At 41.9% G+C, this 19,994-nt stretch carries 11 protein-coding genes; 5 read left to right on the forward strand and 6 right to left on the reverse strand.

Features of this window, described 5'->3' with window-relative positions:
* Window positions 1-33: 33 nt before the first annotated feature.
* From CLV51_RS16375 to CLV51_RS16390, 4 genes are read right to left on the reverse strand one after another with little or no spacing between them, the layout of a single operon-like run.
* The gene (locus CLV51_RS16375) at window positions 34-852 is read right to left on the reverse strand and encodes a LolA3 family protein (protein ID WP_146151302.1); all 819 of its coding nucleotides are present in this window, start codon (window positions 850-852) and stop codon (window positions 34-36) included.
* 47 nt (window positions 853-899) lie between these two features.
* A complete protein-coding gene (locus CLV51_RS16380; protein WP_106529135.1) occupies window positions 900-8,375 on the reverse strand; it encodes a hypothetical protein in 7,476 nt (2,491 codons plus the stop codon).
* A gap of 35 nt (window positions 8,376-8,410) precedes the next feature.
* Window positions 8,411-9,526, reverse strand: a complete 1,116-nt coding sequence (locus tag CLV51_RS16385) for a hypothetical protein (protein ID WP_106529136.1) — start codon at window positions 9,524-9,526, stop codon at window positions 8,411-8,413.
* A gap of 15 nt (window positions 9,527-9,541) precedes the next feature.
* Window positions 9,542-11,761, reverse strand: coding sequence for a hypothetical protein (locus CLV51_RS16390; RefSeq protein ID WP_106529137.1), 2,220 nt, complete (start codon window positions 11,759-11,761; stop codon window positions 9,542-9,544).
* 497 nt (window positions 11,762-12,258) lie between these two features.
* Here CLV51_RS16390 and CLV51_RS16395 point away from each other — a divergent pair, with 497 nt between their 5' ends.
* Window positions 12,259-14,541 carry a hypothetical protein gene (locus CLV51_RS16395; protein ID WP_146151303.1) on the forward strand — a complete coding sequence of 761 codons (2,283 nt, stop codon included), beginning with the start codon at window positions 12,259-12,261 and terminating at the stop codon, window positions 14,539-14,541.
* A gap of 98 nt (window positions 14,542-14,639) precedes the next feature.
* The gene (gene pafA / locus CLV51_RS16400; RefSeq protein ID WP_245898800.1) at window positions 14,640-16,277 is read left to right on the forward strand and encodes an alkaline phosphatase PafA; all 1,638 of its coding nucleotides are present in this window, start codon (window positions 14,640-14,642) and stop codon (window positions 16,275-16,277) included.
* A gap of 81 nt (window positions 16,278-16,358) precedes the next feature.
* On the opposite strand, the gene CLV51_RS16405 is transcribed toward pafA, so the two are convergent.
* Window positions 16,359-17,375: a hypothetical protein gene (locus tag CLV51_RS16405; RefSeq protein WP_106529140.1), complete on the reverse strand. Its 1,017-nt coding sequence runs from the start codon at window positions 17,373-17,375 to the stop codon at window positions 16,359-16,361.
* A gap of 155 nt (window positions 17,376-17,530) precedes the next feature.
* Between CLV51_RS16405 and CLV51_RS16410 the strand changes: the two genes are divergently transcribed.
* From CLV51_RS16410 to CLV51_RS16420, 3 genes are read left to right on the forward strand one after another with little or no spacing between them, the layout of a single operon-like run.
* On the forward strand, window positions 17,531-18,019 hold the full coding sequence (locus CLV51_RS16410) for a damage-inducible protein DinB (RefSeq protein ID WP_106529141.1): 489 nt from the start codon (window positions 17,531-17,533) through the stop codon (window positions 18,017-18,019).
* A gap of 36 nt (window positions 18,020-18,055) precedes the next feature.
* Window positions 18,056-18,637: a TMEM175 family protein gene (locus tag CLV51_RS16415; RefSeq protein ID WP_106529142.1), complete on the forward strand. Its 582-nt coding sequence runs from the start codon at window positions 18,056-18,058 to the stop codon at window positions 18,635-18,637.
* A 25-nt stretch (window positions 18,638-18,662) separates the two neighbouring features.
* Window positions 18,663-19,019 carry an MmcQ/YjbR family DNA-binding protein gene (locus tag CLV51_RS16420; RefSeq protein ID WP_106529143.1) on the forward strand — a complete coding sequence of 119 codons (357 nt, stop codon included), beginning with the start codon at window positions 18,663-18,665 and terminating at the stop codon, window positions 19,017-19,019.
* A gap of 25 nt (window positions 19,020-19,044) precedes the next feature.
* Here the strand turns inward: CLV51_RS16420 and CLV51_RS16425 are convergent, their stop codons facing one another.
* Window positions 19,045-19,725, reverse strand: coding sequence for a DUF3239 domain-containing protein (locus tag CLV51_RS16425; RefSeq protein ID WP_106529144.1), 681 nt, complete (start codon window positions 19,723-19,725; stop codon window positions 19,045-19,047).
* Between the last annotated feature and the right edge of the window lie 269 nt (window positions 19,726-19,994).

The raw sequence follows: 19,994 nt of genomic DNA on the forward strand, positions 1-19,994 counted from the left end.
ATTCATAGATAAATTGACAATGCTTCATTTACCTCACATTACGGGTATCACCTTATAACCTTCATATTTTTTTTGTGCATAAAACTTTTGCCCTACCTGGTAAATAAAATTGCTTTCAGCAAAAATATTCAGGTCGTATGCATCATTTTTCTGATCGCTAAAACTCATGTTGATCACGCCGGTCATGGTTTTTCCCTGCGGCTCCTTCTCTTCCCGCTTATCTTTTTCGTCCCCTCCTTTCCTGTTATCTTTTTCTTTTTCCTTCTCCACTTCTTTTCCTTTTTCTCCTCCAAAAACTACTGTGGAATAGTAATAAGAAATTTTACTCAACAGGTAGGTAGTGGGATTATACACTAAATCCATTTGCGAGTACTGCATGCCGGGGTTGAAATAAATGCTCAGCGTTTTGTTGCCGTTGGCTGCAGTAGTGAGTTTAAGATCCTTCAGGAAGGCCTGGTTAAAAGACGAGTCCAGCAGCGGTGCATCAATAAATTTCTGGTATGGCTGCCGGGGGTAAATATAGATAGCAGAGTCGTGATGATCAACAACCAGCATATATTGTTCTCCCTGCAAAGACTCAACACTATCACGCATGTTCCATAAGAGATTATTATGAATTTTGAACATGCCGGTGGCGTGTTCCAGCACTGTGGCCTGGTGTGCACTGTCAGCAAAATCGTAGTTCATATTACAACTGAAGTATTGCTGATCAACATACTGATGCATGATGGAACTCATTTCCATCAACTCTGCTCCCCGTTGCCCCAGTCTTATACTTGTATTCTCATCGTTCTGGGCTTTGATACCGGTGGCCAGGGCCATCAGCATAAATATCATACACATTTTTTTCATACCTGTATTTTTAGATCTCCTGATATTATTTAACTGATTGAACGACATCATTGAGAAATTTTTGTTTGACTACTCCTTGTTTCCTTCAGTGTTTTAACGCCTTCTTCTGTTTCTTTTTTCACTCTTATCAATGTGCCTTCATCATCATATTCATAATAGGTAGCGTAGTTATTCTCGTCCAGATCAGCCACCAAGCGAAGGCTTACAGGATCATACACATAAGATTTCATATTGGCATTAAACGGATGTATCCGCAGATCATCAAAGAGCAATTCATTATTTCCTGATTGCAGGAATAATCTGAACAGTGTTGCTCCGGCAGGAACATCTACCACCGCATCATATCGCTGCCAGCCTTCAATGCGCACGCCGGTAGCTACCAGCCATACAGCAGCATTACCGCGGCTGCCAAAACCTACACCCAGCGGGAGTTTATTACCTATCACGGCATTGTTGTTATTATCTCCTTTTACTTTTACCCAGCCACTTACCACATACTTACCACCTTTTATAGGTGCCGTACCAGGCAGTATCACATTAGCAGGTTTTACATTATTCATTTTTACACAATAGCTGACGAGGTTCTTTTTGTAGGAACCTGCGCTATCAACCGGATAAGTATTGGGATAGAAACTACCGGCAGGGATAAGCACTTTAGTTGGTGCGTTGTTACGGCTCCAGCTGGCTGTAATACCCAGATCATAATAATCATTACCAAATTGCGGGAATCCGAAATGATGACTACGTTCTGTTTTAAAACTGATTATTACATCATATAACTGGCCTGCCACCAACCGCATCGGGATACTGAAACCTCCATTAAATGTTACCAGCCTGTTGCCCACCGTCATTATATAGGAAGTGCTGCGACCGCCTCTGAAATCAATATAAAATCTATAGAAATCTGTATTGGTAGCCTGCAATTTGCCTCTCCATACAATTGTTTGCCAACCCGTAGTACAGTTCAGGGTAGGATCCGGACTTACTTTTTGTGGCCAGTAAAAATTAACCACAGGATCTATACGGTTAATGGTTCTGCCACAACCGCTGTAAGTTCCCGTGAGCCCCTTGCCCCTTGGAGTAACTATCTCCTGGTAATTACGGGTAGAATCTATTTTTATAGAAAGCGTTTGTAAGGTATCTGCAGCACCGCTTACGGCAAAATCAACGTTGCGGATGTTATTGGCTGGCAGGCTAAGGCTGTAGGTACCGGTATGACTGTCTGCATTGGTAATGGTAAAGCCATCAAATACCCGTTTATCTTTACACAGGTCTGTACATGCTTTGGTAGCATAATTATAATCTTCAAAACCATCAAAGAAGGTTTCGTGTTGACGGGCATTCTGCACGGCTGTTAGCGCCAGTTGCTGGTTATAGCCGTAGCTACCTGAGTTATAACGGTATAGTGCATCGTAATTTTCCGTTTCAAATCCTTTCTTGTTAAAGTATTGCTGTACGCTGGTCCATAACCATTTACTGGTATCTGCTGTCATTTGCAGACCATTGGGAGTAAAGCTCCAGAATGGTACAAAATCTTTCAGCACACCTTCATTGCGTGTATCCGTTTGCGTAGTAGCGGATGCTACACTTTCATTCCGGTCATGATAATACACATATTGTTTATTGCCCCGCCATGCGCCCAGTATGCCAAAACGATAAGGGTTTATCATAGAGTCGCTGATAAACTGTTTGCAGAGCTGCCCAACGGAATCCACGATTATTTTATAGGTCACAGTAAGCTGGGGCGCGGCATGTATCTTACCATTAAAGCTATTTTTAGCATTAAAGCTCAGGAAGTTGGTCCACTGGTGATCGTTATTAGGTGGATCCGTCCGTTGTTCTTCGAATAAAATACCATAGTTCCCGCCCCGGATAATATCCTGTACCAGGTTAGTACACGATATATTCTGGTAGTTATAATTATTTACATTACTTACCCTGTTAGCATCCGTTACAGGGACATTATATCCATTCCCAATACCCCAGGGACTGGTCACTCTTCTCAGGTAAGCAGCAGATGGTGATTGGAAATAAGTATTGTTATTAGCCCAGTCGTAGTTAGATTCCCGGCACCTGCGGCCACCCTGTGTTACACGGGCAAAAAGATCTCTCACTGTATTATAGGGTACAAAAGAGATAGTGGCATTGGTAATGATAGCATTAGATGGAATCAGCGAAAAGTTAAAAGACAGCACAGACTTACTAAGCTGTTGCCTGGATGCCCTTCCATACCAGCAACCCCATGACCCTGATTGAGAATCTATATAATCCATGCTGCCGATCACATAATCATTATTATAGCGTGGTGTACTTGCAATTGGGCTATTGGGCCCCACTCTGTCGGAACGAAACAGGGTTACTGAAGGTTCCAGCGTAAGCGGTTGAAAATACCGTGGCACTTTGTATACGGTGTCCTTTACATACCAGTGATTTGCCACTTTCCAGAAATCATTGAAAGTAGCTGTGCTGGCACTCAGCACCCTGGTATCATTATCGATCACAATGCGGCGCTGACCATTTATTGTACGCACAGGATTAGCAAGAGATACGATACTGCCGGCACCGGCACCACTCATATTTCTCCGGCCGGAACGCACAATTTTCATGGTCACAATCTTACCTGTAAAAGGTCTTCCTTCCTGGTCAATAAAATAAATACCACTGTGCTGCTCTTTACCTTTGGCAGCATCCAAAGCCCAGATCCTTGTCCTGGACAGGTTGTTGTCCCAGTTAACCGGGCCACATAAGTTAGGATCATTCACAATCACAGCAGCACTGCGGAACACCGGTGTAATATTCGTTACACCTGCTTCCAGGTAAGCATCTACCACCATTTCATCACCGCTCCTGAAATATTTTTCAAAATAGGAAGGCACATTATCACTACCGAAAAGTTTGCCTCTTACAATCTGTAAGTTCTTATTATCAAAGGTGGCACCGAGGTTGGTATAAGCTGGCCCCATACCATCATACGCCCACCAGGCAGGATAAGTGAAATTATATACAGGATCATTAAACTCATTGTTGGTACGGCTTACTATTACTTCTCCACTTTCTCCGTCCCATACCAGGTTTTTAGTACTTACCACACTTCCCTTATCCACGCTTACCACACTGTCCAGTATCGCATGCCTGTTGATCGTTTTTACTACGGCTGATGAACGGAAACGCATTTCTTCCGACTGCGGGAACGGAATGGCAGAGGGCAATACCAGCGGGATAAAAAATGCCGGTACGATATCCGCATTGATACCAACATTCAGTGAAGTTGTTTTGGATACCTGTTCACGGAAGTCTGTCATCAATTCTATTTCCTTACCCATTACACCGCCGGTCAGTGTACCTGCAGCACCCTGCACCATTAACACATCATTATTCAAATGTTTTTGTGCGGCTTTATCATCATCTACCCGGTAATAATATTTCGTGCTGGTCACCGGATTGGCGCCATCATTTTCCGGGTAAGATGCCTGCGATTTCATTTTGCCATGCATATCGTTCAGCTCTACTTTAAAGCCTTGCGAAAGGGTCACATAATCTTTGGCATTCACACGGAAAAAACTGTTCAACTGTGGTTTATATCTTTTTTTACTATACACATCCAGCGGTGTAAAATCAGTCAGGGTAGGGAAATCACGGCTGGTATAAAATTCTGTTTCTTCCCATCCATCAGCCGATTTTGTTTTGTCGGCATTGATAGTACGTACCCGTACTTTACTGTAACCCACTACCGGTGCAGGGAAAAAGCATTCTCCCAAAGGTTCTTCCGAATACATGAGGTTAGCCGGCGCCATTAAATTTGTTTTTTCATTCAGCTCTTTAGCTACCCTGAATGGGTTTTCATCTGCACCAATACCCGGCTCATAACTGGCTACCCCACTGCTGATAGTTACCTGTTTACCGTTAACATCTCCAGTTGTGGTGTAGTTATATTCCTTCCCGTAAGTGCTTTCCCGTTCTCCTGTCATTTTATTATAACTATCACTCAACTCTACCCGCTTTACCCGTAACCCGCCGCCATAACGCTTAAAATCAGGTTGATCCAGGCGAATAAAAGAGTGGTTCAGGTCAGCATCTTTACACCAGCTTTGCCCTTTTGCAATTGTTTCAAATTTTTTGAAGATATCTACATATTGTTTGAGCGATGAAAATACTACCTGCACCATCTCCGTAAAACCTACGTCATCACCCGTTTCAGAATTGGGATAGGCTTTGGATGGCAGGTTTAGCCGTAGAAACTGGATCGCTACTTTAGCAAACGGGCTACCGCCGTTCACCTCTTTTACTTTGATCCAGGCGCGGTTTTTATTTACCAGTCCTATGCTTTCAATATCAGCATACAAGGGAATCCATTCGTAATCATTCCCTGTTCTCCATTTATCAGTAACGGGCATTTTTACAGACAACTTGAAATATAGTTGTGATATACCCTGCAAATAGCGGGTATTAAATTCGCCTGCATTTTCCACAGCGGTAGGTAAGTCTACAAACACATACCTGTTTTCTGCAGTCTGACTGTATAAAGCACCTGAAGGAGCAGCACTTTCACTGGCAGCAAAACCAGCTATTTTGAATAACTGTGCGGCACGTTTATTTTGTACATAAGCATAATCGTCTCCTTCATAAGTCACTTTTAGTTTTCCACCGGAAGGCAGTCTGATTTCTTCCAGGTTCCAGGCAGCCACATTTTTAGCAGCTATAGCACTATCCTGCACGGCATAGGGATAATCCAGGTTGCCGAGGCCTCCGGGATTATTAGCAGGATCTTTATAGTTGCCCCAACGGTCATAACGCGCAGGATTGTAATCGGGATTATTGGCGTTGTAATTAAATATATATGGATTACGTTTACGTCCGCCATTGTAACTAAACCATACTGCTTTCAGGGTGAGCTTAGCAGTACCCGGACCACTTATATTTTTACACAAGGCAGCATTCTGTGGATAGTACTCAAAAAATACCGACTTCACCGGTTTTGCATTTACCCCGTTTTTGATAAAATCTGATTTGGAATAGAGGTCTATTCTATCCAGCTTCCGCAACATTTTACCACCAGCCGTATTTAACCCGCCACTGCGATCCGCCACACTTACCACATCTTCTCTTGGTGAAATACGGAACAGCGCAATCATGTTTTTAGACGCGATAGAATTGGTATACCACAATTCCTTTTTACCGTAGATATAAGTACCCTTATCATCCCGGCTGTAGGATTTAAAACCTTCATTATAATTGGCCAGGTTATGTTCTGTGGAGTAAGGTACCCGCCAGCTGAAAGGATTATTTTCAGTGGTGATCTGCGTATAATTAAATTTAATGGCATCTCCCAGGTCATCGTCTGTAACACCGTCGCCGCGCAAGTCTACATAATCAGGCGATAAAATAGCCGTCAGTAAAAACGAATGCGGATAAGCAGGCGTAATCGTACGTGCGTAATAGTTATCCTTCCCTTTATTGTTGGAAACGCCATCATCTGTATTATCATAACGGGTTAGCCCACGGTCCAGCAACGCAGCATCAGTTTGTTGTGCCACTGCCATGGTTGCTTCCTGTTGTTCTACATTATATACCGGTAAGCTATACACGTATTTTTTACCATCAGTGTTCAACACATCTACTTCGGAGATGTGATTAGCCTTGCGATAACCTGATACACGCTGTATTTCTGTAACACCGGAAGGACAATTGGCTTCCGGATAACTGTTTTCAGGATAAGATTTAATCGTTTTTTCATAACCGTATCTATCTGCCTGTTCTGCAGTAAGACAAGTGGTCATTTGCGTACGTTTATCACGCTTGTTTTTTATGATCGGTGTATTAATATCGATGTATCCTGCCGGTTGCGCACTAATTACCTTTTCCAGTTGCGGTGCCAGCGAAACATTTTTGTCATCGCCTGTAAGCCGCGCGCGTACGAGGTCATCGCCACCAATGGCTTTATGAAAATCCTGGTCTGCGGCTGTTTGTTCACCGGGATTTTTTACATATACACTTTCATAAGTGGTATCACTATCGGTAAAATCAACTTTGGGTAACAGATCGTTCTGTCCCAGCCATGCTTTATTCTCTGTACTTGCATCCACCATCATCAGATCAGTACCAATATGCACATAACCTCCTGCGCCAATATCTACGGATAGTTTATCTGATCCGCTTTCTGTTTGCATTTTATGATCATGGATATAACCAATATCACTTCTATAGGCCCTGAACATGCCGTTAATGCCTTCTCCCGATATACTAAATGCATCGTAGGTGTAGGCAGGAATGGCAATATGCGGGGTACTGCTGTAGTTAAAACATAATTCCTTTTCGCGGTTAAAATCCAGCAAGGCGCCGGCATCATTTTTCCCCTTTGTATAGTTCATATAACCATATGCAGGAAAAGATTTCTGTATATACGCCAGCTTCTGACTTTGTACAGTTCCGGTTATACCAAAGCCGGGCCTCACTCCCCATATTTCTCCTCCTACCTTTACACCAAAAGAATAGGTGCTATTTTTAAAAGGCATGCTGATGGTAGGCATATAAGATGGCACCGCAAATGAAATGCTGGCATTTACACCCGCACTGCTGTAGATATGATCGTCATTCGAATTTTTAAGCGCATACACCGATTGTTTTGCCTCTGCATGCAACTGCAACGCAGACATGCCAGCGCGGTTATTGTAGTTGCTACCAATGCTGGCGCCGTACACCTGGCTTTTATTATTGGAGCTCAGCCGGTATGCTATACTGGGCGATATATTGGCGCCATATTGTGAACTGGAAGTAATAGATAAAGAACCGGTAAGTGTACCAGCTGCATTTTTACCACCACTCAATGCTGTGGAAATAGAAGGACAAATACCTGTTTCCACTCCCCAGCCCATATAGTTATTGTGTGTAACTCCCAATGTAAATCCGGCACTTACTTTTAGTGCGGCTGTATTGAGCCCGAGCAATTCCACATCAATATCTCCGGCTACACTGACTGTTTTATTTTCTTTGATAGATTCTATTTTGGTGATAGAATCCTGTCCGTTAAAATCGTCCGGCAAACCACGCATGGTACGGGTAACTGCACCGGGATTTACATTCCAACCACAACCCACCCAGCTGGCTTCCTGGTCCATCGTAATGCCACTGTTGTAATGCAGCGACAGCGGGTAGCCACCCACATCCATCAATGGAATATTATAAGAAAAATCTCCGGTAAATAAATCCACCATATTGCTGGCATTCACACTTTTGAATGATTGCATTTCCGGCTGTGTTGGGCCACCATAAGGCCTTCCAGCTGCTCCCTTTGTAGCAGCTGCTGCAACTACTGGTCCGGCGCTGTTGTTATGCATGCGTGAGGGTTCACTATCATTGGATATTTCCCCACCTGCATAGACGGTACTGGTAACAAATGAATGATCACCCCTGCTATGAAATCCATAAACAGCGGCTTTGAGGTCACCGATGTAACCCAGTGTCAGGAGATAAGCTAAAAAAAATGCAATCTGATTCCTGTACCTGTTGCCTAACAATTGTACCATAATGGTTTATTTACAATGTCTCTACTTTGGTTATATTATTTACCTGCGAATTCGAACTTCATTTTCCATTTTTCCCCTGCTGCATCTGTTAGTTCAAATTCGTAGAAGTGGTTACGTTTAAATAATCCCGTGCCGGCCAGATCCACCACCACCTGGTTTTTGCCAGGTTTGAATTTTGGAAACAGTTCCTGCTGGAATGCGATGTCTGTATGTTTACCTGAGCTGATGTCTGTCAGCTTCATCACAAACAGGCTATCGTTGCTGTCATTATTAAATTCAAATTTCAATACCGACGTTACCGCAGCATATCCCTGTCCCTGCCCTTCTTTGAGGAGGCGGGAAAACACGCTACCGTCGCCGGCCTTATTATCTTTGCTGTCCGGATCTTTTAGAGTAAAAGTCCATACATCACTGGCTATCCGGGTGGCTGCGCTAACAGCAGTAATTTGCCAGGCATAAGGTTGTCCTTTTTCCAGCGTGCCCGCAAAGGAAGGATAGTTCATGAACGGAGCCGCCAGATTCGCTGCCGTATACACCGGCACATTACTATTCACCGCATCTTTGGGCGATTGCAGCTCATTCACTTTTACCAGCTTATATTCATAGGTGCAATTCTTGACTAACATGGCAGGAGCCGGTGGAATCCAGCTGAAGGAAGGATTGGTTTCTTTCAGTGTTGATTTATTTTCTGGTAAGACCAACTGCGGCGGAGATAATACTTCCACAGTGGCATCTACACAGGTGCTGCCTAAAACAAATCCCTTTTCGCTGCTGAAATTGTAACATACCTGGTAGCTGCCTACCGGTAAAAATCCATAGCCACCCAGGTTTATATCGGCAGACAATGCATTGTATACTACCGGCATTACATCGGATACCTGTAACTGACGGGCACCGGGAGGTACCACCAGGTAGCCGGAGGAAGCTGTCAGCATACGCTGCCCGTTGATTTTGTTGATAATAGTCAGTGAAATATGACCACTTTCTGTAGCAGCAGCGGGATTAGCGATCATAATATTCCATAACAATTCTTTCTGGATCAGCCCACCGGGTGGTATGAATGCGTTAACGATGAGTTGCTGCGACATTGCCTGCATATAAAAAGTCAGGATAACTAACAGTGCAGCCATGTATTTTACAAACTTCAACATATGCTTATAGTATATTTATTTAAAGAATGTTGTAAATCCTATTGTACCCATTATATTTCGATGTAAGGTGGCATACAGATCCGGGTAAAAACCGTAATCAACATTGACAGATAAAATGCCTGTCTTAGCCAGATTAGCTGTCAATCCACCATATCCACCCAGCTTTGCATTGTATTCAGCTGCAGCCATGCTGTTTATTTTGAATCCACCTTTTACCATTAACCGCTGCATCACCTGTGAACTCACATAACCATCAAACACCACATATTTATAGCGTGTATTTTGCAATACAGATGCGTTGAGCCCTGAGCTGTATTTCTCAAACTGAAATACCTGGTTCAAAATAAAATTGGTAGAATTACCATAGAAGATGGCTGTTTGCGCGCCTCCGCTTATAAAATGGTTGATGATAATTCCGGAACTGGCCATAGCAACTCCCAGCTTATACTGATAATTCAGCATGGCGTTGAGCACCTGGTAGCGGTTCTGATAGATAGTATCGTTAATGCTTACATATTGATAAGAAGGGATGTAACCAACAGAAATGTAAGGCCACCTTCTTTTTCTAAACCCGGCCTGCACAGAAACAATAGTATTTTGTCCGCTGTAAACCTGCTGCACATATGGGTTTTGATAATCATTTTTCTTAACTGCCGCATTAATGCTCAACAAACGTCCAAAGAAATATTTCTCTGCCTGTACACCCCATAAACTATTAGTAGCAGGAATCCGATAGGCATTAAAACCATAATAATTGATGCCATAATATTTATAGTATCCGCTGGCATTAAGCTGTAGCTGCGGCCAGTTTGTATAGGCAGTCATACCGTAAGCCTTATTGGTATGATCATTCAGGTTAAAAATCTTACCTGACCTGGCAGTATCGGGATAAGTGCTTTGTGCTACTTCTGCGTTGAGCGTAATATTTTTTCTTACCCACTGCCCTGAAAGACTCACCCCCTGCACATTTTTATGGGGAGCTGCATTTGTTACTCCTGAGTAGGAACCACCTCCCATTTCCCCTCCAAAAAGTGATACCATTACATAATCGCTATTTCTTTTTCCCCAGCCAACACCGGTAGCGTATACAAAACTCGAAATGCGTTGTTTATCCTGTTTGAATACAAAATCACGTAAACCAAAATCTGTCCATCCCGCCTGCAGCATTACAAAAGCGTTGTTAAACTGGTATTCCGTGTTAATACCATTAATAGAAATATTCTGAAAATTCAACTGCGTGGAAGAAGGAAAACTTCTGCCTAATACAAGCCTGTTAAATCCTTCTATAAAAGTATGTTTGCGTTCAAGCGAGGTAGTATCAAAGTTTTTTAAAGAACTGCTATATTTTAATAAAAGTGCACTGTAATTTTTACTGCCCGATTGTAGAGAGCCCAGCATATTATTTACATCCGACAGGCCGGCCTTATATTGATTACTAAGGCTATCGATGTTTCTTTTTACAGAATCGGTATAGTGCTTTCTTTTTTCATACCACGCTACAAATTGTTCCGCCTGAGAAAGTGAATCTTTATATTTCCCTGCCTCACCGGAGGCGAGTTGCCCGTATACATCTTTATTCGACACCATTTCTTTGCAGTGGATATACCGGCTCACACATCCATCTGTTGATGGCAACACCAGCTCCGATTGCAGTTGCTCCAGGTTTTTAAGCTTATTTTCAAAAAGCCCTTTTAAAGCCTGGCCTTTTGAACGATAGGTATTTTGCAGATTTTCCTGTCCCGCTTTTTCAGCCAGCGATGATATTTGATTACCCTTGAGATCAACCTGGAAATCAATGTAATTCCTGAAATACGGTGAATTGGAATATCGAGCGTTCAGGGTAAGCCCTAACGGTATATCTTTAAATACAGAGAGATCTGTTTTATATGTCAAAAATTGCTGAACAATATCACTGTAATCGTACACCCCTTCTACATGCGAAACATAATTGAGGTTGTAGGATAAATAATGATTGGATAATAACCGGTTGCTGGATAACGCTGTACGCGGAACAGCCATACCAGGCAAAGTATCCTTTACTTTATTATTATGATGCCTGACTGAATCTTTCGCCACTGATTTCACGATCCGGTCCAGACGATCTTTTACAGCAGCCTTCCATGCACTATCATTGCGGTTACACCCGCACATAGTACTATCCTGTGCAGATGCATAAACAGTACACAGATGCAGACATGATACAAGGATAAGGCGCAGCACAAAAGAACGCTTCATAGGAAACATTAAATCATAAAACGAAAGGGTCAATACTTAGTACGGTAATGAATCAGGGATAAAAAATCATTAATTCTCGCAACATGAAAAAGGGTGATTTAGGTATATAATAGGGATACAAAAAGGAATTAACTGCCAGGACACATACTGTCGGGGAATTGAACCCGGCTATACTATAAACAAATAAGAAGCTCCCATAATAATCATAGGTACGGTACTGTTACACAAACGGAGCCATCATTATAAAATGCCTATAAAACCAACTCACATAATAAATGCTGCCAGGCATCTTTTCCTGGATGTAGTCCATTCTGAAAAGCACTTACTATCTTTGTCAATATTAACAAATATTTTTAATATAAAATAATTTTAACATGAAATTATTTTTAATATCATGCTAAACAGATGATTATTTTCTAACAGCAAATAATCATCTCCCTTACAGAAAATTGCTTAAATTAAAGGATGGCAAATCTTTAATCATTATCCCGGCAGCTATGCATTCTCCTTATCAACCAGGCCGATCTGAAAAAACTAAACATCAGGCAGCAGCTGATAATGCCTCCCATAATGGAATTTCAGCACCTGCAGTAGTACCGGTTTTAAAGAAGGAAGTGGGATACCCGGAGCAGCAGGAATTTGCAATAGCACAGGAGCCGTTTAAACTCAGGCAGGCTACCTCCCCGCCTGCTCAGTTGGTAATCCAGCGAAAGCCCCAAAAGCAGGCAGAAAGCACTGTTTACCTGGATGATGAATTACCCGGACATGAATTAACGCTGATATCAACCAGTGATGATGGCAAAGCATGTTTTGAAATAAAGGATACGTCGGTACAGTTTTATTTCAAGGATGAACAATACTATAGTTTTGCAACGCCAACAATCGTTATCGCACCCAAAAAGTTATTAACGCGTGCGCAAACGGAAACGAAAGTAACCGGCTTAACAGATAAATTAACCATCGACCTGGGTGAAGCCGAAGCAGATACACCAGCACTGGCATCGCAGGAACCACCAAGGGAAAGAGTCCCCGTTCCTATTAAGCAGACCACCAACATCGAATACGATCCTGATCTTCATAAAGAATTAAAAGAAAAGGAGCTGAGAGAATTTGCAGACTTACCTGGCAAAGTAACAGACAAAACCAGGTTTACCTGGCACCATATTGTTCCGCAATCTCATTTAATTACCAAAAAATTAGCCAATAATAAATTATTATTCCGGCTGGGGCCCTCTACCAACAACAGAATTGATGACCCGGGCAATGAATACCTTGATCTTAACTTTAATCCCATCGGAGATGGAACGCTCACACCTGTTAGCGAAGCAATAGAAAATATTTTCACAGAAAATAAAGGCAAATTAGACCATGATCTGCTGGCTAAGAAGCTGGAAGAATTGGTAGCCAAACCGGCACATAAAGACAAGGAAAATTTCTCCGACCCAAATCAATGGTTCATTGAATCAAAAACGCTGTTAGCAATTGTTGGTCTGTTGCCGGACGAGATAGCCCAATTGAAAAGCATGTCTGCAATTGCGCATTACCAGGTAAAAGGAGATATATTGGAAGCACCTGCCATTGCATGGGGAAGTATGAGAAAAGATGTACTGGGAGAAACATTGTTTGATAAGATTGATAAAGCGATTGACGCGGGGACCAGAATATTTTTCCGGGGCTACTCTCATCAGGATACCACCAGCAAAAACGTGTATCATTTAAACAATGCTTTACAGGAACTGGCCAAGCTGGATCTGGAAAAAAGCATCAATGAAAATGTTCCGTTGAAACAAATCATAACGAAAGGCGGCGCATTGTTGGTTTTTTATAGAAAGATGGATACCAAAATAACCATGCTAAACAAGAGTGTTGAAAAAGTAATCAAATCACAGCGTTTAAATGCCCTGCAAGGGAAAAAACATAAATATGTTCCTGGAAGTGGTAAGGTCAGCCTGCAGAGCAGTGATGCAGCAGACGCGGTATATGCGGAGTGGGCAAAAATAAAAGAGCAAAGAGACGTGGTTAATCCATATAAAGTAACAGGCACAATACCACTCTATGAACAAAAATTGCTTTCATTAAATGAATATAAAGCCGCAACAGATATTCCTATTCCGGAGGAAGAGCTATTGGTAGCAGTAGAAGAAGTTAAAAAACAATATCATATAAACAAGTCCCTTCCTGTTCAACAAGGGAAGAAAAGAAACAAAACCGACAAAAAAGGTATTTATTCCGAAGCGGAAGCAAAGATATTAGAGGGTCGTAAAGCGGAGGCTGAGCTCAGAAAAGTCATCGTGGCCAGAAAAGAAGGCCCCTTTTTTGAAGCGGAGGCCAGAAAAGAATTATTAAAACAACATAACGAAAAAAGCGAGATAGCGCATAACGAACACGTAATTACTTCTTTCAAAGCAACACAGGATGCAAATATTGAAAGTGCTAATGAACAGTACCAAGAGTTACCGGCGTTTTACAATCGTACTAATCTCGACGAAGAAACCAGCATTGTACACAATACCAGCAACTATGATTTTTTAATTACCTACTATCAGTCATCAGGTGAGATTTTTGAAGAGATACATGAGACACTGAAAAGCAAAAAATTAAGAAGGCCAAAAGATACTGCCGATATTGATGCCTGTCTTGCTGAATTTACAAATGAATGTAAAAAAGCGATAGACAGTGGCATCGTAGAACTGCATGATGGATTAGACCATGCAATAGCTGACGTGGCGGCGAAACTTACAGAAATAGGCGCTCCTGTAATGAAGGATTTTAAACTTTAAAAAACTGTCAGACCATGATTGTATTCCGGGAAAAATTTTCTTAGGTTTGCCGATTCTCTTTTGCAAACAAAAATGAGAAAATCACTAATATGACAGGAATGAGAAAATCAGTGAACATCGCCATCCTGGGAGCATTCACCCTGCTTTCCGGCATTACGGCAGCAGCCCAAACAAATGAAAAGCCCAAACTGATAGTGGGCATTGTGGTAGACCAGATGCGCTGGGATTATTTATACCGTTATACCGACCGCTATGAGGCAGGAGGGTTTAAACGTTTGCTGGGAGAAGGATTTTCCTGTGAAAATACATTTATCAGTCACCTGCCCTCTTTTACTGCTGTTGGCCACAGCACTATATATACCGGCAGTATTCCTGCTATTCACGGCATCACCGGCAACGACTGGCCCGACCAGGTAACTGGCAAAGAATGGTATTGTACAGAAGATACCGTGGTGCAAGCCGTAGGCAGCAACAGTGCTGCCGGGAAAATGTCGCCACGTAACCTGCTGGCTTCTACCATCACAGACGAATTAAAACTGGCGACCAACTTCCGCTCAAAAGTAGTAGGCGTGTCGCTGAAAGACCGCGCTTCCATACTTCCTGCCGGACACACACCTGACGGCGCTTTCTGGCTGGACGATAACAACGGCAGCTTCATTACCAGTACCTACTACATGAAGGAACTGCCCACCTGGGTAAAGCAGTTCAATGAACGCAAAGAACCACAGCAACTGATGGCCAGGCCATGGGAAACTTTATATCCTATTAATACCTATGTACAGAGCAGTGAAGATGATGTAAACTGGGAAGGTACTTTTCCGGGAGAAAAAGCACCTGTATTTCCACATCAGCTGAAAGACGTTTACAAAAAAGATCCGGGCAGCCTGAGATCCACTCCTTCAGGCAACACGCTGACACTGGACTTCGCAAAGGCAGCAGTAGCCGGCTACGACCTCGGCAATGGCCCTGCTACTGACTTCCTGACCATCAACTGCGCCTCGACTGATTATGTAGGCCATAAATATGGCCCTAACTCTATTGAAGTAGAAGATACTTACCTCAGACTGGATAAAGACCTGTCTTCCTTCTTCAGCTATCTCGATCAAAAAGTAGGAAAAGGTAACTACCTCGTTTTCCTCACCGCTGACCATGGCGCTGCACATGCTATTAAATTTATGCAGGAACATAACCAGCCTGCCGGGCTCGTAGAACCCAAAAAATTGATTGCCGGGCTGGATAGCACACTGAATAAACGTTTCGGCGTAAGTGGCCTGGTATCTTCTTTCATGAACTACCATGTGAGCTACAACAAAAATAAAATAGCTGCAGGTAAACTGGATTACGATGCGGTGAAAAAAGAAACAGTCAACTATTTACAGCAACAACCAGGGATTGAGTTTGCAGCAGACCTGGAAAACATCGGCAACAGCCCTTTGCCTGAACCCATTAAAAGCATGGCTATAAATGGTTACAATCCTAAACGCACCGGAGCCGTTATCGTGATTCCTGAACCAGGATGGTTTGAAGGTTCGCTGAAAGGCACTACACATGGTAACTGGAACCTGTTTGACATCCACATTCCATTGGTATTTATGGGATGGCATGTAAAACATGGTGCTACCAATGAAACCGTACATATGACGGATATTGCAGCTACCCTGGCAGCCATGCTGCACATACAAATGCCTAATGGTTGTGTAGGCAAACCGGTAATGGCGATTACAACACAACAGTAAAGCATATACGATATACGCATAAAAAGAAGAGAGGCAATAGTAATACTGCCTCTCTTCTTTTTATCCTGGCCGGGAAATCTTTTAACTGATATAAGGCCGGAAGATATCAGGTGCTGCATTTAATTTTTTCAATGCTGCGATCAATGTTTTAAACAATGTATAATTTTCGGTCAGTGCTTTGGAGAAAGCTGCATAATGCGCGTCATCAAAAACAATAGTCCTGATGATATCGTCTGTGGAAGCAATACTGTTGCTCCGGGCAGCCTGGTAAGTATCATATATCCCTGCAGCTTTAGTGGCCAGTTCAGGCAAATAAAAGCTAACCCCTTCGCCGGTAGCTGTTTCAAATACTTTTGCACTTCGTAGATAAGTCAGGAAATAGAACAATTTACTTTCGGTGGCCGATAATTGGTTATCGAACAATCTGCCCTTTAAATGGTCTTGTACAAATGTTAAAACGGCTTCCGTATTATTAGGTAAAGGGTTTTCATACACACTTTTATCTAATGCCAGGTATTGGTTATCAAAAAGCCATTTGATGATCATCCCATGCAATTGAATATCGTAATCGTATTCACCTCTTTTAAATTTAAAATGGGCAAAAACTTCCCTGTGTTCCTCCAGCTTTACCCAATAGGCGCTTAATGCATCATCTTCCGTGTTGTATTGTACACAAATCTTTTTATCCGGACCGTAGTCTTTTTCGCAATGGAGATAATTGAATGCTTCCTCGTGTTTAACCCTGTCAAAATGTTTTACCATTTCGTTCATGGGTGTTTGGGGATTGGGCGATACATTCCAGAATGAATCTGGTTTAGTGTCCTTCTTTTTCCGGATAGTGCTCTCATTAACAAACCCAACACGCGTTAAATAAGTTACCCAGTTACGGCCTTCTTTCCTGTACGGATAAAAACCATCGCGGATAACCTTGTAAGCAAAACTATAAGTAACATTGTTGGCTTTATCATCTACACTCAACCAGGCATTATTAGGCGTACAGCTTTTAGGCTGTTTCAGTCCGTGTTTATTAAAAAAAGCAATCAGTTTTTCGTCGGTAACTTTCAGGCCGATAAGGTCGATGAGGTCTTGCTGGATCATAATTTATATTTCTTCAAAATAGTTCAAAAGATAGCATATTTAAAATATTCCGGCTTCGTCCGGCAAAAATACCTATGATAATAGTATAATGCATGATATTATTTACGCGATAAAATATAAATTTGATATAATTATTTAACAGCGAAATATAGATCATGGACAAAATATACCGGCAAGGTGCAGTGGGTGCATTACTGGACGAATATGAAAAAGCTATTTCCGAGCTACAGATATGTATAGCCGATATTTCAGATCATGATCTGGAAAAGGTTGTTGATACTACAACAACTAATCCTGATTGTAAGTCGGTGCAAACAATTTTAACACATGTAGTGAGTTCAGCCCATAGTTATGCCATCTACATTCAAACATCAAGTGGAGATAGTGCCCTCAGACCGGCTAAAGTATTGCACACAACAGTGCAGGCATACATAAAAGGTTTAGCCGACGCTTTCATATTTACAACTACTGTTTTTAAGGATATTAAAGATGCCGATCTTGAGCAGTTTGATGATGCCCAAAAAATGCATACTAACTGGGGCCAGGTGTATGATATAGAACAAATGATGGAACATGCCATTGTGCATATATTACGGCATAGGCGACAAATTGAAAGATTTAAAATTGCCTTGCACAAACTTTAAATCTTGTATATTAATGATACAATTCAATCAAAACCCATGAATAAAGGCCGCCTGGAAGCGTTTAGTGACGGAGTAATAGCCATCATCATTACGATTATGGTGTTAGAAATGAAAGTACCACACAGCGATAGTATACAATCCCTGATTCCCCTGGTACCCGTTTTTATAAGCTATATACTGAGCTTCATATACGTAGGGATCTACTGGAACAATCATCACCATATGCTGCAAACCGTAACATCAATTAATGGGCGGGTATTATGGGCAAATTTGCATCTCTTGTTTTGGTTGTCTATCATTCCATTTGTTACAGGCTGGATGGGCGAAAACCATTTTAGCCAATGGCCGGCAGTACTTTATGGCTGTGTTCTTTTTATGTGCGGTATTGCCTATAATATTTTGTCAAGAGAACTCATCAAACACGACGGAGAACATTCAAAGTTAAGGGCGGCGATAAAAACGGACATAAAAGGTAAGGTCTCCGTGGCATTTTATATCATCGCCATTGCCTGTGCTATGATAAATTCCTGGATAAGCTTTGGTTTATATATCCTGGTTGCATTGATCTGGTTTGTTCCTGACAGACGTATTGAGAAGGTGCTTAATACAGAGAAGTAATATTTTCGCTTAAGAATAAAATAGCATGAATATAGAAGCGTATCGCAATTATTGCATGAAAAAAACCGGCGTTACTGAATCGTTCCCCTTTTCCAATATTCCTGATGTGCTGGTCTTTAAAGTGGCCGGCAAAATGTTCACCGCTACTGATGTGTCCACATTTGCAAGCATCAGTGTAAAATGCGATCCTGATTTAGTTGATGAGCTACGGGCAAGATACACCGCAGTAACTATACCAGGCTACATGAGTAAACGTCATTGGAACCGCGTTGTGATGGACAATTCTGTGCCTGATAAATTGTTGTATGAATGGATCGATAATTCATACAATATGGTTGTTGCAAAATTACCTAAGCGGGAAAGAGAGAATCTCCATCTTTAAACTTAACAGTAACCGTCCCAATAATCTAAACAACCCTCATGAACTCATGATTGCTATCAAACAAAGCAATTTCATTGCCTTTCATCATGGCAGGCACCTTTTCTTTCACTGCCTGTAAAAATAGCCAGTCTTCCTCCCGTATGCGGCTTATTTCATCCTGTATGGCATCATAGTCATCTGTGGCCCATGCCAGTGGCCTGGGTTCAAAATTGGAATATATATCCGACCTGATGCCTCCAAACATGGCAACGCAGGGTACCTTCTCCCCTAATGCGATGATATGCAGTGGCAGGTTTTGTAATGTTATTTTCTTACAGGCATATTGCTCATTAATGCTTTCACTGGCTGCAACATTGGCTAATACTACTATTTCCAGCGGATGCTTGCTCACCAGTATGGCGGGTACCAATAATCCTGACTCATAAGCAGCCCCTGCTGCAAGCCCTCTGGACAAAAGGAAAAAATATAAAACAATCAATGTAACCATTAAAACAATAGCACCCCATATCCAGTGGCTGGTCCGGAACAGGTTGATACTGATTCCTAATAACACGAGGCCGGTGGCCATGCTTATCTTTGACTGCAATTTGGATTTAGAAGCGCATTCATCATACCTGTTAATAAGCTCTTTTTGAGAATCTATACGGGCGCCGATTATTGCCTGGGAATTATTAAATGGCTTGCCTTTCTCATGTATGTTTTCCATATATCGATCAGTGATGGTGGGTTACTTAAAATCGGGATGATGTAAATATCCCATGTACTATATAGGTTTCTTTATATACGCCAGGTTACAAAATAATATATTATACAATAATAAGAAAGATAAAATATCTGCAAAATATTCTCTGCCAGCTCATTATCTGTAATCCCCCTTCTCCGTTACCCATACGCGGATTCGCATTTTTAAGATGCTTAATAATATTCTTATCGAGCATTACACTTTTAGGCAGATGATATCCGGATGAAATATAC

Origin of the sequence: Chitinophaga niastensis, from assembly GCF_003014755.1 — a bacterium.
GTDB lineage: Bacteria > Bacteroidota > Bacteroidia > Chitinophagales > Chitinophagaceae > Chitinophaga > Chitinophaga niastensis.

What these genes read in the sequence shown, in the direction of transcription:
- CLV51_RS16375 (WP_146151302.1), bottom strand. Translation starts at nt 852, where the DNA reads ATGAAAAAAATGTGTATGATATTTATGCTGATGGCCCTGGCCACCGGT.
- CLV51_RS16380 (WP_106529135.1), bottom strand. Translation starts at nt 8,375, where the DNA reads ATGGTACAATTGTTAGGCAACAGGTACAGGAATCAGATTGCATTTTTT.
- CLV51_RS16385 (WP_106529136.1), bottom strand. Translation starts at nt 9,526, where the DNA reads ATGTTGAAGTTTGTAAAATACATGGCTGCACTGTTAGTTATCCTGACT.
- CLV51_RS16390 (WP_106529137.1), bottom strand. Translation starts at nt 11,761, where the DNA reads ATGAAGCGTTCTTTTGTGCTGCGCCTTATCCTTGTATCATGTCTGCAT.
- CLV51_RS16395 (WP_146151303.1), top strand. Translation starts at nt 12,259, where the DNA reads ATGCATTCTCCTTATCAACCAGGCCGATCTGAAAAAACTAAACATCAG.
- pafA (WP_245898800.1), top strand. Translation starts at nt 14,640, where the DNA reads ATGAGAAAATCAGTGAACATCGCCATCCTGGGAGCATTCACCCTGCTT.
- CLV51_RS16405 (WP_106529140.1), bottom strand. Translation starts at nt 17,375, where the DNA reads ATGATCCAGCAAGACCTCATCGACCTTATCGGCCTGAAAGTTACCGAC.
- CLV51_RS16410 (WP_106529141.1), top strand. Translation starts at nt 17,531, where the DNA reads ATGGACAAAATATACCGGCAAGGTGCAGTGGGTGCATTACTGGACGAA.
- CLV51_RS16415 (WP_106529142.1), top strand. Translation starts at nt 18,056, where the DNA reads ATGAATAAAGGCCGCCTGGAAGCGTTTAGTGACGGAGTAATAGCCATC.
- CLV51_RS16420 (WP_106529143.1), top strand. Translation starts at nt 18,663, where the DNA reads ATGAATATAGAAGCGTATCGCAATTATTGCATGAAAAAAACCGGCGTT.
- CLV51_RS16425 (WP_106529144.1), bottom strand. Translation starts at nt 19,725, where the DNA reads ATGGAAAACATACATGAGAAAGGCAAGCCATTTAATAATTCCCAGGCA.